This is a genomic window from Pseudomonas sp. S150, from assembly GCF_004526365.1.
Taxonomy (GTDB): Bacteria; Pseudomonadota; Gammaproteobacteria; order Pseudomonadales; family Pseudomonadaceae; genus Aquipseudomonas; species Aquipseudomonas putida_A.
The window spans coordinates 1,493,701-1,507,558 of the sequence record NZ_CP038207.1; the positions used below are offsets into that span (position 1 = coordinate 1,493,701).

Consider the following 13,858-nt stretch of genomic DNA (forward strand, 5'->3'; position numbering starts at 1 on the left):
CGGTGCAAACGAAGCCCCAAAACGGTGCGCTGGTCACGTTGTGCGCGCCGCATTGGGGCTCGGTGTTACTTATTTATACCCACGCCGTAGAAGGGCGTAAGGCCAAACGGACTGATCTTGAAGTCGGTCACTTCCTTGCGCAGCGGCTGGAACACCGTGGAGTTGGCGATCGGGGTGATCGGCACCTGCTGTTTAAGGATCAGTTGCGCCTGTTGATACAGTTTTACCCGTTGCGCCTTGTCGGTGGTCACCTTGGCCTGCTGCACCAGTTTGTCGTAGGCCGGGTCGCACCACTTGGCGTAGTTGCTGCCCTTGACTGCCGCGCAGCTGTAGAGCACGCCGAGCCAGTTGTCCGGGTCGCCGTTGTCACCTGTCCAACCATAGATCATCGCGTCGTGTTCGCCATTTTTCGCACGCTTGATGTACTCGCCCCATTCGTAGCTGACGATGTTGGCCTTGATGCCGATTTTCTCCCAATCCTGCTGGATCATCTGCGCCGACATGCGTGCATTCGGGTTTGAGGCGCGCTGCACCGTCATCGCCCACAGGTTGATGGTGGTACCCGGCGCAACCCCGGCTTCCTTGAGTAGCGCCTTGGCCTTAACCGGGTCGTACGGCGCGTCCTTGATGTTCGGGTCATACGACCATTGCGCCGGCGGCAAGGCGTTCTGCGCCAGTTGGCCGGCACTCTGGTAAACGGCTTTGATGATTGCCGGTTTGTCGATGGCCATGTCCAGTGCCTGACGGACCTTGAGCTGGTCCAATGGCGGGTGAGTGGTGTTGTAGGCGAGGAAGCCGAGGTTGAAACCGGGCTGCTTGAGCACGCGCAGGTTCGGGTCTTTCTCCATGACTTCGATGTCGGCCGGGCGCGGGTAGCCGCTGACCTGGCATTCGCCGGCCTTGAGTTTCTGCAGGCGTACGGCGGCGTCGGGGGTGATCGAGAAGATCAGGTTGTCGATCTTCACGTCTTCGGGTTTCCAGTAGGCCGGGTTGGCGGCGTAGCGGATCTGCGAATCTTTCTGGTAGCGCTTGAATACGAACGGGCCGGTGCCCACCGGTTTCTGGTTGAGGTCGGCGGCTTTGCCTTCCTTTAGCAGTTGCGCGGCGTATTCGGCCGATTGCACCGAGGCGAAGCTCATGGCGAGGTTTTGCACGAACGCGGCGTCGACGTTGTTCAAGTTGAAGCGCACGGTCTGATCGTCGATTTTTTCTACCGATTTGATCGTGGTGTTCAGGCCCATGTCGGTGAAGTACGGGGACTCGGCGGGGTAGGCCTTGCGAAAGGCGTTGTCGGGGTCGAGCAGGCGCTGGAAGGTGAACAGTACGTCGTCGGCGTTGAAGTCGCGGGTCGGGGTGAAATATTCCGTTGTGTGGAATTTCACGCCTTGCCGTAGGTGGAAGGTGTATTGCAGGCCGTCGCTGGAGACGTCCCATTTTGTCGCCAGGCCGGGTTCGATGTCGGTGCCGCCGCGCTGGAATTGGGTGAGGCGGTTGAAGACGGTTTCGGCGGAGGCGTCGAAGTCGGTGCCGCTGGTGTATTGGCTGGGGTCGAAGCCGGCGGGGCTGGCTTCGGAGCAGTAGACCAGGGTGGTGGTGGCATTGGCGATTGGGGCTATGGCGGTGAGTGCGAGGGTGATTAGTAGTGGTTTTAGGGTGAATCTTTCCATGGAGTCCCCGGGATTTTGAGGTGGTTGTTTTTTCAGGTTAGCGGGGATTTGGGTGTGTTCGGAAATATCGTTTTTCTTGTTGGGGTGTCTATCTCGGTATATCTGGGGCTTTTGGGTGCATATCCGTTGCTGCGGTAACGGCGGCTTGGGGTTCCGCCCTTACGGCGGGTCACTTTTTCCAGACGCCGAAAAAGTAACCAAAAAGGCTTGCTCCTGCGTTCGGCCCGCTCGCTGGGGCTCGGGGTGCCTTCGCTGCGGGATCGATCCGGGGGCAGCGCCTACGGTTTGCTTCGCTGCACCTCCTCTCGCTGTGTTTGGCTGCGCCAAACGGTCGCTGCGCTCCCGCCCCCGGATCAATCCCTCCACTCAGCCTTCCGACGTCGCCTTACAGATCAAAAGCCGCAGCCGAGCTAACGCTCATCCTGTTGAGTGGTGAAAGCGGGGGGGCGGCTTTGGTTTTGTGGTGGATTTGCCCCTCATCGGAACGCCGCCCGCCCAGCCCTCTCCCGAGGGAGAGGGGGCCGATTTTTGGGCTTTTCAAAATTGGAGTTCGACTCGGTATTTCATGTCGGCGTAGCTCCCCCAAACACCTCGGTCAGTCCCCTCTCCCTCCGGGAGAGGGCTAGGGTGAGGGTTGGCTTTTGGCTGTTTAAATCTGTGTCAAATAACCAGAACCTTCCCACAAGGTTTTCAGGTTGTCCCTCGGACGCCAGCTCTCTAGCCTTGGGCTGTCGCTGAAAACTCAGCGATCGGGTGTGAGAACCCGCAGGAACTGTTAATCCACAATCAGTACCACCATAATTGCCGCCGGCATTTCTGCTGCTGCAATGTTCTATGGCGGCTGTGTGCGGGCGGGCTTCGGTCCGGCCGGGCTTGTTCCTACCGGTTTCTCACCCCGCACATTGCTGCCACCACTCCGCCGCGTGAGAAACGGCGAGTGAATGGCTTTTGATTAGGAACGCTATCAATGTCCAAGCCTGTCCCCGATCCACCCCCAGAAACAACCCCACTCACCGAAGCCCTCCACGCCGAAGACCTCGCAAAAAACCGCGAAGCGATCAAACGCGCCCTCGATTTCTACCTCAGCCCCGAAGCTACAAAACCGCGCCCCCCGAGTTCGATGTTCCTCGTCCATCCGGGCATCGACACGGAAAGTCTGCTGGCGCATGCCTGTGAATCCCTCGCCTCTGCCAACACCATGGCCAGCGATTTCGCCGATCAGCTCAGTCGTCCGCAGCTCAATACGGCGCTGGCGATTCAGCAGATCATCATGCTCGCTGAGCTGGCGGTGAATCGGGCGCTGGACCGGGTTGATCCGCAGGCTTGAGACCGCGTTATCGTTCATCGCGAGCAGGCTCACTCCTACAGGGGAACGCATTCCAAATTGTAGGAGTGAGCCTGCTCGCGATGGCGGCGGAACATTCACCACAAAATCCAGGCACAAAAAAACCGGCGATCATTCACTGATCGCCGGTTTTTCATTCAGCCCATATCAATTCACTGCATCAGCACTTCAATCGAGCCATCGGCGGTCAGGCTGACCTGGCTGGTGCCGGCTTCAACTTCTGGCGTGACCGGTGCCGAATCCGCCATGCCGGCGGCTTTCATCATCATCGGGGCGCGCATGTACGGTTGCGGGAAGCCATTGCTGTTGAGGTTCAGGTTGACGATTTTGTAGCCCTTGCCGCCCAGTGCATCGGTGGCCAGTTGCGCGCGGGCCTTGAAGGCGATGACGGCTTCTTTCAGCAACTTGTCCTCGCTGGCCTTGCGGGTCGGCTCGGCGATGGCGAAGTCCATGCCGCCCATTTTCAGGTCGGTCAGCAGTTCGCCGGTGAGTTTGGACAGGGCGGCGAAGTCGGCGCTTTCCAGGCGCAGTTCGGCGCGTTCACGCCAACCGGTGATTTTCTGGCCCTTGGTGTCGTAGATCGGGTAGCTGTTGCGGCTGCCCTGGCGCAGGGTGATGTCTTTGACTTGCTTGGCCTGGGCCAGTGCCTTGTTCATGGTGGTGCTGACGTCGGCGGCGAGTTTGGCCGGGTCGGTGTTTTGCGCTTCGGTGTAGAGCGTCACGATCATCAGGTCGCGGGCCACTTCCTGGCTGACTTCGGCGCGCAGGGAGATCTGGTTGTAGTGCAGCTCATCGGCGGCCAGCGCCGGAAGGCTGGCGATGCTGCCGACGGTCAGGGCGAGAAGGGCGGCGCTGCGGCGAAAGGTGTGCATGAAGGCTCCTTGAATAATGCGCAGGTGTTGGTTCGTCCCTGCGTGAAACCATCAGACTCTAGCTTCTGCGGCCTGGTTCGCCCAGTTACAACTTCTATACAGATGCGCCGGATTAGCCAGGGAGTGTTTTTGTGGCGAGGGGATTTAGCGAAACGTCGCACCGCCCCGATCGGCTGCGAAGCAGTCGCAATTCAGCGGATGCGGTCTGCCTGTGAAAAGCGGATTGCAGGTTTTGGGGCGGCTTCGCCACCCATCGGGGATAAATCCCCTCACCACATTGATCTCGAACAGTCGCGGGAGTAGCCCAATTTACCGCCAACGCCATGTGGTCATTTGCCGCACTTTCGCCTCTCAAAGGCGCGGCTTGGTTATACTCCGTGCGATCCGCCTGGAGCGCTCATCAGGAGAGCTCATGCTCGCCCCCGTACAACTGACTTCCGCCACTCGCCAGAACCTCTGGCGGCTGACCTTCATTCGCACCCTGGTGCTCGCCGCGCAGGCCGGTTCCGTCGGCCTGGCCTACTGGCTGCAACTGCTGCCGTTGCCGTGGGTGCAACTGGCGATGACCCTCGGCTGCTCGATTCTGCTGTGCGTGTTCACCGCCGTGCGCCTGCGTACTTCATGGCCGGTGACTGAACTCGAATACGCCCTGCAACTGGCCTGCGATCTGGTGATCCACAGTGCGTTGCTGTATTTCTCCGGCGGTTCGACCAACCCGTTCGTTTCCTACTATCTGGTGCCGCTGACCATCGCGGCGGTGACGCTGCCGTGGCGTTATTCGGTGATTCTGTCGGGTATCGCGCTGGCGCTGTACACCGTGATGCTCACGCGTTTCTACCCGTTGGAAACTCTGCCGGTGGCCCGCGAGAACCTGCAGATCTACGGCATGTGGCTGAGCTTCGCGCTGGCGGCTGCGGTCATCACGTTTTTCGCTGCGCGCATGGCTGAAGAGCTGCGTCGTCAGGAAGAATTGCGTGCGATTCGCCGCGAAGAAGGCTTGCGCGATCAGCAATTGCTCGCCGTCGCCACTCAGGCGGCTGGCGCCGCGCATGAACTCGGCACACCGCTGGCGACCATGAGCGTGTTGCTCAAGGAGATGCAGCAGGACCACCCCGACGCGATGTTGCAGGATGATCTGAAGGTGCTGCAGGATCAGGTCAAACTGTGTAAAGAAACCCTGCAGCAACTGGTGCGCGCCGCCGAAGCCAACCGCCGTATGGCCGTGGAAATGCAGGATGTCACCCAATGGCTCGACGAAGCGCTGAACCGCTGGCACCTGATGCGTCCGGAAGCCAGTTATCGCTTCCAGCGTCTCGGCCAGGGCACCGTGCCGCGCATGGCACCGCCGCCGGATCTGACCCAGGCGCTGCTCAACCTGCTGAACAATGCCGCCGACGCCTGCCCGGAAAATCTTCAGGTGACGCTGGACTGGGACGCGGAAACCGTGACCATCAGCATTCGTGACCACGGCGCCGGTGTGCCGCTGGCCATCGCCGAGCAGATCGGCAAACCGTTTTTTACCACCAAGGGCAAAGGTTTCGGCCTGGGCCTGTTTTTGAGCAAGGCCAGCGTGACACGCGCCGGCGGCTCAGTGAAACTCTATAGTCATGAGGAAGGCGGCACGCTCACCGAGCTGCGCCTGCCCCACGGCGCCCGAGGAGACCAACATGAGTGACGAAATCCAAGTCGAAGGCGAAGAACTGCCGCATTTGCTGCTGGTCGACGACGACGCAACGTTCACCCGAGTAATGGCCCGTGCCATGGCTCGTCGTGGCTTTCGCGTCAGCACCGCAGGTTCCGCCGAAGAAGGCCTGACCATCGCCCAGGCCGACCTGCCGGACTACGCCGCGCTGGACTTGAAAATGGACGGCGACTCCGGCCTGGTGCTGCTGCCCAAGCTGCTGGAGCTGGACCCGGAAATGCGCGTGGTGATCCTCACCGGTTATTCGAGCATTGCCACCGCGGTCGAAGCGATCAAGCGCGGCGCCTGCAACTACCTGTGCAAACCGGCCGACGCCGACGACGTACTGGCCGCGCTGCTCTCCGAGCACGCCGACCTCGACAGTCTGGTGCCGGAAAACCCGATGTCGGTTGACCGTCTGCAATGGGAGCACATCCAGCGTGTGCTGACCGAACACGAAGGCAACATTTCCGCCACTGCCCGCGCCCTGGGCATGCACCGCCGCACCCTGCAGCGCAAGCTGCAGAAGCGCCCGGTTCGTCGTTGAGAGGTTTTCTGGCCGAATGAGCTGGATTGAATGAAACAGGCGCTACCCTGCATTCGGGCAGCGCCTTGGGTTCAATCTACAACCGTGAAGAATGTTTTTGGCGATGAGTATTGTTTTTCACCCAGTGTCGCTTTGCATTGCGCGTAGAGATCCAGCCCCAACCAGCTTTCCAAGGTAGCTTTTGATACCGGGAGAATAAGCTCGTTGTTTTTACCGCCTTTCTGTTCGGATTTCTTTCCGGAGGCATAACCGATCCAGGCAGCATCGATATGAACCTCGGAGTTTTTGGACCCGAATGTGAATGTAGTTCCCGAATCCCCGAGCTTGCTGATAGACAGTTTGCCATTCCTGATCGAATCGCTGGTTGGAGCATTAAGCGGGTTTTCTTCTTTGTTCATGACCAATTCCTTTCGTTGTCAGAGGGGTAATCTGCTCTCCTGATTCACAGCGAATTCCTTGCAGGAGGCCAGCCCAGTTGATCAGCCTGAATAGCCCCCCTCTACTGTCAACTCTGACAGTCCCGATGAACGGTACGTGCGCTCGCTGCGATACTGAAACCCCCATCAATCTGAACAATCCCTGAATGAGCCAGTCCCACTCTGGCGATAAAACGAACCGATCAACTATGATCGGTGCGTGTCTGTTCTTTTCTTTATCGAGCCTTTTCCATGAATCAGAACGCTGAATATTCCGCGGTCAACGATGCTGTGCGCGGGCAGTTTTTTCGCAAGGTGTGGGCGATCATCACGCCCTACTGGCGCAGTGAAGAGAAGGGCAAGGCCTGGACGCTGCTGATTGCGGTGATCGCGCTCTCGCTGCTGAGCGTGGGCATCTCGGTGTGGTTCAACACCTGGTACAAGGACTTCTACAACGCCCTGCAAAAGAAGGATGAAGCGGCGTTCTGGCGCTTGATTCTGTATTTTTGCGGCATTGCGGCCGTGGCGATTGTCGGTGCCGTGTACCGGCTGTATCTGACCCAGATGCTGACGATTCGCTGGCGGGCCTGGCTCACCGAAAAGCATTTCTCCCGTTGGCTTGCCGACAAGAATTACTACCAGCTGGAGCAGGGCGGTTACACCGATAACCCGGACCAGCGGATTTCAGAAGACCTCAACAAGTTCACCGCCACCACCTTAAGCCTGGGTATTGGCTTGCTGAGCAATGTCGTCAGTCTGGTGTCTTTTTCGATCATCCTCTGGGGTGTATCGGGCAGCATCGAAGTGTTCGGGGTTACGATTCCCGGTTACATGTTCTGGTGTGTGCTGATTTACGCAGGGGTGGGTAGTTGGCTGACGCATTTGATCGGTCGGCGCTTGATCGGCCTGAACAACAGACAACAGCGTTTCGAGGCTGACCTGCGTTTCTCCATGGTTCGAATTCGTGAGAATGCCGAGAGCATCGCGTTGTACAACGGCGAGCCGAACGAGAACCGCCGGCTGAGCAGCCGTTTCGGTCTGGTCTGGCACAACTTCTGGGACATCATGAAAGTGTCCAAACGACTGACCTTCTTTACCGCCGGCTACAGCCAAGCAGCCGTGATCTTTCCGTTTATCGTTGCGGCGCCGCGTTACTTCGCCGGCAAGATCGAGCTGGGTGAACTGATGCAAATCAGCTCGGCATTCGGCAACGTCCAGGAGAGTTTCAGCTGGTTCATCAGCGCCTATCAAGAGCTGGCCTCGTGGCGCGCCACCTGTGATCGTCTGCTGAGTTTCCGTCAGGCCATGACCGATAACGAACAGCGTACGCCGGCCATCGACGTGCAGAATCAGGGCAGTGAATTGCAAGTGCACAACCTCGGTCTGGACTTGGCTGATGGTCGTCATCTGCTGACCAGCGCCGACATGACAGTCGAGCCGGGTGAGCGGGTGATGCTCAGCGGCCGATCCGGCAGCGGCAAGTCGACGTTGCTGCGGGCGATGGGGCATCTGTGGCCGGCGGGCCACGGCAACATCCGGCTGCCGGCGGCGCGTTACCTGTTCCTGCCGCAGAAACCGTACCTGCCGATCGGCACCTTGCGCGAGGCCTTGAGTTATCCACAGCCGGGCGATACCTATGCGCCGGAGCGCTACGCCGAGGTGCTGGAAACTTGCCGACTGCCGCATCTGGTTGCGCGTCTGGACGAAGCCAATCACTGGCAGCGCATGCTGTCGCCGGGTGAGCAGCAACGCCTGGCTTTCGCCCGTGCCATGCTTTACGCACCGCAATGGCTGTACATGGACGAAGCGACGTCGGCGATGGATGAAGAGGATGAGGCAACGTTGTATCAGGCGCTGATCGATCAGTTGCCGGGCCTGAGCATCGTCAGCGTCGGCCACCGCAGCAGCCTGAAGCGTTTCCACCCTAGACATGTGCGGATCGACAGCGGGCATCTGGTGGAGCAGGCCGTGACCGCTTGATCACCACAACCCCCTGTGGGAGCGGGCTTGCTCGCGAAGGCGTCTCTTCAGTCGACAAATCGGTTGCCTGACACACCGCCTTCGCGAGCAAGCCCGCTCCCACATGGGGTAATGTGAGGCGGGATGTGATCGTACAACCCGCCTGCGCTATGATGCCCACCAAGCCGAATTTTCGAGACCAGACGTTGACCATGGAAAACCCGATCGACACTCCACGCCTCCCACGCAAGCGCCGCAGCCTGGCTCAGGAGCTGGTGACGGTGCTGACCGAGCAGATCCGCGACGGTCTGCTCAAGCGCGGCGACAAATTGCCCACCGAGTCGGCGATCATGCAGGAGCACGGCGTCAGCCGCACCGTGGTGCGCGAGGCGATCTCCCGTTTGCAGGCCGCCGGCCAGGTGGAAACCCGCCACGGCATCGGCACCTTTGTGCTCGACACGCCGAGCCCCAGCGGTTTCCGCATCGACCCGGCCACGGTCGTCACCCTGCGTGACGTGCTGGCGATTCTCGAATTGCGCATCAGCCTGGAAGTGGAGTCCGCCGGCCTCGCCGCGCAACGCCGCAGCTCCGAACAACTGGCGACCATGCGCGCCGCCCTCGATGCGCTGAACGACAGCGTGGCCCACGCCAGCGATGCGGTGGCCTCGGACTTCGCCTTCCACCTGGAAATCGCCCTGTCCACCGGCAACCGCTACTTCACAGACATCATGACCCACCTGGGTACCAGCATCATTCCGCGTACGCGGCTGAATTCGGCGCGCCTGGCCCATGATGATCAGCAGCACTACATGAATCGTCTGAGCCGTGAGCACGAAGAGATTTATGACGCAATTGCCCGCCAGGATTCCGATGCGGCGCGGGCGGCCATGCGTCTGCACTTGACCAACAGCCGCGAAAGACTGCGCCAGGCTCATGAAGAGGCGCAGGCGCAGCGCGGATGAGTTTGCAGGTTTGATTCATGTGTTGATTGATCTACCGCTTTCGCGAGCAAGCCCGCTCCCACCCTGGATTTTCGGCAAGCCCGGACTTTGAGTTCAGCCGAGATCCATTGTGGGAGCGGGCTTGCTCGCGAAGGGGCCCGTGAATTCAGCGCGGCAATATCGAGCGATCCACCCTCACTGCCAGTTGCGCTTGCCCCGGCTTGGCAGCAAACGCCACCTCGCCTGATTGATCCACAATACCCCGCGCAATCGGCTTGCCATCTGCCAGCAACTCCAGCGGTGCACCTTGCAGCGACTGTCCCGACGCCAGTTCCAGTTTCAATCTGATCGTCATGCCCATTCTCCTTGATTGACGTTGCCGCTCGGGTGGTAGTCCTTGAGCAGCAGGTAGGTGCTCCAGCCCCACCAGTCATCGATGGTGGCGGTGTCGTTGAGGTTGTTCACGTCTTTGCGCCGCAGCACCTTGCCGCCCTCGACGCGGAACAGCGGCGAGAAGTTGCCGGAAAGATTCAGCACCGCCGTCAGATCCGGCAGCCGTTGCAGCGCGGCAAACGTCGAAGGGGCGGGCACGTTGCCGCTGAGGTAAGCTGCGAAGACTTCATCCGCCGAGGCCTGCACCGCCAGGTTGACCTGGGTGCGGTTGTCCGCATCGCTGGCCTCGAAGTAGCGTTTGTCGCCGTAGGCGCGCCATTGATCGCCATGGGCGTTGCGCACTTTGAGGCCGAATTTGCTGTCCTCGTCGTGCATGAAACGGGTCACCAGCGAGCCGAGATCGCTCGGCGTGACCACCGCCGCCATCTCTTTGCGCGGCACCCGCAGATGGCCGGCAGAGAACAGGTCAGTGAGGAAGTGGTCGGCAAATGCGTTCATTGCATAGGCCCGTTTCAGTTGCTGCTCATCGTGAGTGGCGCGGGCCGCGACGGCGGTTTGCAGGGCGGCGGTGTGGCCGGCGATGTAGGCCAGTCTGGCCCATTCGCCGAAGTGGTCGGCGTTGTTCGCCGCCAGTTTCAGATAACGTCCGAGCGGGAACAGCGCGGAGACAAAACTGCCGCCACCGGTGATCTTGTTCCACTCTTCGGACAACGTATCTCCGAGCGCATCGTAGGCTTCGTGCGGTGCTTTGCCGTCCTTGATCGCTTGTTTAACCGCGTCGATCTCTTTTTGCATGACCGCGAGAATCTGCGTGGCCTCGGCGCGGGAGGCCGGCAGCACGGCGAGAGAGTCGAAGGCGGCATTGAAACGGTTCAGGCGATCAGCCGGGGTCGCGCCTTCGTTGATCGGTCGATCGACCACGCCGTAGAAATCTCCAGCCAGCGCCACCACCTGGCCGTAGGTCAGCGCGAGACCGTTGGGCAAGTGCAAGGGCAGGTTTTGCGCGCGAATCGGTTCGGCGTTTGCGCTGAAGCGCAGCAGGGTGTTATCGCCGATGGCCGTGTGTTCAGCGCCTTCGAAGCGCAGTGGCGGTCGAATTTTCAAAGCGTTGCCGGGGAGGGCGGTGGCCGGTTCGACATCGCTGTGGGCGTCGGCGATGTGCAGCAGCAGATGCGGATTGTCGGTGCTGAAGTGGATGCCGTTTACAGTGAAAAGATCTTCGAATCGGGCGATGACCGGCTTGGGTCGTTCCTGTGGTTTTGCATGCAGTCCGGACATTTCTTTCTCCTTGATATGTCGTCGGTGGGTTTATTTTTAGCTGTATGGATATACAGCAAAATCGAGCCTAGCCCAGATTTTTCCTACGTCAAGAACGAATCTTGTCCGACAAAAAGTGTGAGGCGACGATGAAATGCAGTTGACGGTTGTCTTTTAAGTTGTACGATGACCTACAACTTCAGCGCTGGCTGAACCATAAAACTCACAAAAAATGTTGCTACCCAGGGTGTTCGAAAAATGAATCCACAAGAACTGAAGTCCATCCTCTCCGCCGGTCTGCTGTCGTTCCCGGTCACCGATTTCAATGCCCAGGGCGATTTCAACCGCGCTGGCTACATCAAACGTCTGGAATGGCTGGCCCCGTACGGCGCGTCGGCACTGTTCGCCGCCGGCGGCACCGGTGAGTTCTTCTCCCTGGCAGCCAGCGAATACTCGGAAATCATCAAGACCGCGGTCGATACCTGCGCCACCAGCGTGCCGATTCTGGCCGGTGTCGGCGGCTCGACCCGTCAAGCCATCGAGTACGCCCAGGAAGCCGAGCGTCTGGGCGCCAAAGGTCTGTTGCTGCTGCCGCATTACCTGACCGAAGCCAGCCAGGACGGCGTTGCCGCCCACGTTGAAGCGGTGTGCAAATCGGTGAACATCGGCGTGGTGGTCTACAACCGCAACGTCTGCCGCCTGACCGCGCCACTGCTGGAACGTCTGGCCGAGCGTTGCCCGAACCTGATCGGCTACAAGGACGGTCTGGGCGATATCGAGCTGATGGTGTCGATCCGTCGCCGCCTCGGTGATCGCTTCAGCTACCTCGGCGGCCTGCCGACCGCTGAAGTCTATGCCGCCGCCTACAAGGCGCTGGGCGTGCCTGTTTACTCGTCGGCGGTGTTCAACTTCATCCCGAAAACCGCGATGGATTTCTACCACGCGATTGCTCGCGAAGATCACGCCACCGTCGGCAAGATCATCGACGACTTCTTCCTGCCGTACCTCGACATCCGCAACCGCAAAGCCGGTTATGCCGTGAGCATCGTCAAGGCAGGCGCCAAGATCGCCGGCTATGACGCAGGCCCGGTGCGCGCACCGCTGACCGACCTGACCGGCGAAGAGTACGAAATGCTCGCTGCGCTGATCGACAAGCAAGGCGCGCAATAAACACCGACCCACAAGGCCGCTGAGCAATCAGCGGCTTTTGCGTAGAGAGGAGAATTTTCTGTGGCTGATTCCAAGCGTTACGACAACTACATCAACGGTGAATGGGTCGCCGGTGCCGACTACTCGGCCAACATCAACCCGTCCGAGTTGAGCGACACCATCGGCGATTACGCCAAGGCTGACCTGACTCAGGTTAACGCCGCTATCGATGCGGCCCGCACCGCGTTCCCGGCGTGGTCGACTTCGGGCATTCAGGCCCGTCACGATGCGCTGGATAAAGTCGGCACGGAAATCCTCGCCCGTCGCGAAGAACTCGGCACCCTGCTGGCCCGGGAAGAGGGCAAGACCCTGCCCGAAGCCATCGGCGAAGTGACCCGCGCCGGCAATATTTTCAAGTTTTTCGCCGGTGAATGCCTGCGTCTGTCCGGCGATTACGTGCCGTCGGTGCGCCCGGGCGTCAACGTTGAAGTGACCCGCGAAGCCCTCGGCGTGGTCGGTCTGATCACCCCGTGGAACTTCCCGATTGCCATCCCGGCATGGAAGATTGCTCCGGCATTGGCCTACGGCAACTGCGTGGTGCTGAAACCTGCGGATCTGGTGCCGGGTTGTGCCTGGGCGCTGGCGGAAATTATCTCCCGTGCAGGCTTCCCGGCCGGCGTGTTCAACCTGGTGATGGGCAGCGGTCGAGTGGTCGGCGAAGCGCTGGTCAACAGCCCGAAAGTCGATGGCATCAGCTTTACCGGTTCGGTGGGCGTGGGTCGGCAGATCGCTGTTAATTGCGTGTCGCGCCAGGCCAAGGTGCAGCTGGAAATGGGCGGCAAGAACCCGCAGATCATTCTCGACGACGCCGACCTCAAACAAGCGGTCGAGCTCTCGGTGCAGAGCGCGTTCTATTCCACCGGCCAGCGTTGCACGGCGTCGAGCCGCCTGATCGTCACCGCCGGGATTCACGACAAATTCGTCGAGGCCATGGCCGAGCGCATGCAGTCGATCAAGGTCGGCCACGCGCTGAAATCCGGCACCGACATCGGTCCGGTGGTTTCCCAGGCGCAGCTTGAACAGGACATGAAGTACATCGACATCGGCCAGTCCGAAGGTGCACGTCTGGTCAGCGGCGGTGGTCTGGTGACCTGCGACACCGAAGGCTACTTCCTCGCGCCAACGCTGTTTGCCGACAGCGAGGCGTCGATGCGCATCAGCCGTGAAGAGATCTTCGGCCCGGTGGCCAACGTCGTTCGCGTGGCCGATTACGAGGCGGCGCTGGCGATGGCCAACGACACCGAGTTCGGTCTGTCGGCTGGTATCGCCACCACGTCGCTGAAGTACGCCAACCACTTCAAGCGTCATTCGCAGGCCGGGATGGTAATGGTCAACCTGCCGACCGCCGGTGTCGATTACCACGTTCCGTTCGGTGGCCGTAAGGGTTCATCCTATGGCTCACGTGAGCAAGGCCGCTATGCGCAAGAGTTCTACACCGTGGTGAAAACCGCCTACATCGGCTCCTGATACAGCAATACCCCTGTAGGAGCTGCCGAAGGCTGCGATCTTTGCTTTTGAAGATCAAAAGATCGCAGCCTTCGGCAACTCCTACAGGGAATACATGCAGCACA

The 13,858-nt window shown here is 60.1% G+C and carries 12 protein-coding genes; 7 read left to right on the forward strand and 5 right to left on the reverse strand.

Annotation, left to right across the window (positions count from 1 at the left end; translation table 11 throughout):
* Nucleotides 1–65: 65 nt before the first annotated feature.
* A complete protein-coding gene (locus E3Z29_RS06755; RefSeq protein ID WP_134785430.1) occupies nt 66–1,667 on the reverse strand; it encodes an ABC transporter substrate-binding protein in 1,602 nt (533 codons plus the stop codon).
* A gap of 967 nt (nt 1,668–2,634) precedes the next feature.
* On the opposite strand from E3Z29_RS06755, the gene E3Z29_RS06760 reads away from it, so the two are divergent.
* Nucleotides 2,635–2,994: a DUF6124 family protein gene (locus E3Z29_RS06760; protein WP_134785431.1), complete on the forward strand. Its 360-nt coding sequence runs from the start codon at nt 2,635–2,637 to the stop codon at nt 2,992–2,994.
* 170 nt (nt 2,995–3,164) lie between these two features.
* On the opposite strand, the gene E3Z29_RS06765 is transcribed toward E3Z29_RS06760, so the two are convergent.
* Nucleotides 3,165–3,884: an SIMPL domain-containing protein gene (locus E3Z29_RS06765; RefSeq protein ID WP_134785432.1), complete on the reverse strand. Its 720-nt coding sequence runs from the start codon at nt 3,882–3,884 to the stop codon at nt 3,165–3,167.
* A gap of 412 nt (nt 3,885–4,296) precedes the next feature.
* Between E3Z29_RS06765 and E3Z29_RS06770 the strand changes: the two genes are divergently transcribed.
* Both E3Z29_RS06770 and E3Z29_RS06775 read left to right on the forward strand, forming a co-directional pair.
* Nucleotides 4,297–5,559: an ATP-binding protein gene (locus E3Z29_RS06770; RefSeq protein ID WP_027610820.1), complete on the forward strand. Its 1,263-nt coding sequence runs from the start codon at nt 4,297–4,299 to the stop codon at nt 5,557–5,559.
* Nucleotides 5,552–6,112, forward strand: a complete 561-nt coding sequence (locus E3Z29_RS06775) for a response regulator transcription factor (RefSeq protein ID WP_003221630.1) — start codon at nt 5,552–5,554, stop codon at nt 6,110–6,112. Before E3Z29_RS06770 ends, E3Z29_RS06775 begins: the two co-directional genes overlap by 8 nt.
* Before the next feature lie 71 nt (nt 6,113–6,183).
* On the opposite strand, the gene E3Z29_RS06780 is transcribed toward E3Z29_RS06775, so the two are convergent.
* The gene (locus tag E3Z29_RS06780) at nt 6,184–6,510 is read right to left on the reverse strand and encodes a hypothetical protein (protein ID WP_134785433.1); all 327 of its coding nucleotides are present in this window, start codon (nt 6,508–6,510) and stop codon (nt 6,184–6,186) included.
* A 270-nt stretch (nt 6,511–6,780) separates the two neighbouring features.
* Here E3Z29_RS06780 and E3Z29_RS06785 point away from each other — a divergent pair, with 270 nt between their 5' ends.
* On the forward strand, nt 6,781–8,508 hold the full coding sequence (locus E3Z29_RS06785) for an ABC transporter ATP-binding protein/permease (RefSeq protein WP_134785434.1): 1,728 nt from the start codon (nt 6,781–6,783) through the stop codon (nt 8,506–8,508).
* 191 nt (nt 8,509–8,699) lie between these two features.
* On the forward strand, nt 8,700–9,449 hold the full coding sequence (locus tag E3Z29_RS06795) for a FadR/GntR family transcriptional regulator (protein WP_177416188.1): 750 nt from the start codon (nt 8,700–8,702) through the stop codon (nt 9,447–9,449).
* A 145-nt stretch (nt 9,450–9,594) separates the two neighbouring features.
* On the opposite strand, the gene E3Z29_RS06800 is transcribed toward E3Z29_RS06795, so the two are convergent.
* Together E3Z29_RS06800 and E3Z29_RS06805 are read right to left on the reverse strand one after the other, a co-directional pair.
* Nucleotides 9,595–9,783, reverse strand: coding sequence for a hypothetical protein (locus E3Z29_RS06800; protein ID WP_134785435.1), 189 nt, complete (start codon nt 9,781–9,783; stop codon nt 9,595–9,597).
* Nucleotides 9,780–11,099, reverse strand: coding sequence for a phospholipase (locus tag E3Z29_RS06805; protein WP_134785436.1), 1,320 nt, complete (start codon nt 11,097–11,099; stop codon nt 9,780–9,782). Before E3Z29_RS06805 ends, E3Z29_RS06800 begins: the two co-directional genes overlap by 4 nt.
* 237 nt (nt 11,100–11,336) lie before the next feature.
* Between E3Z29_RS06805 and kdgD the strand changes: the two genes are divergently transcribed.
* On the forward strand, nt 11,337–12,248 hold the full coding sequence (kdgD, locus tag E3Z29_RS06810; RefSeq protein WP_007981458.1) for a 5-dehydro-4-deoxyglucarate dehydratase: 912 nt from the start codon (nt 11,337–11,339) through the stop codon (nt 12,246–12,248).
* 60 nt (nt 12,249–12,308) lie between these two features.
* On the forward strand, nt 12,309–13,754 hold the full coding sequence (locus E3Z29_RS06815; protein ID WP_134785437.1) for an aldehyde dehydrogenase family protein: 1,446 nt from the start codon (nt 12,309–12,311) through the stop codon (nt 13,752–13,754).
* The last annotated feature ends 104 nt before the right edge of the window (nt 13,755–13,858 follow it).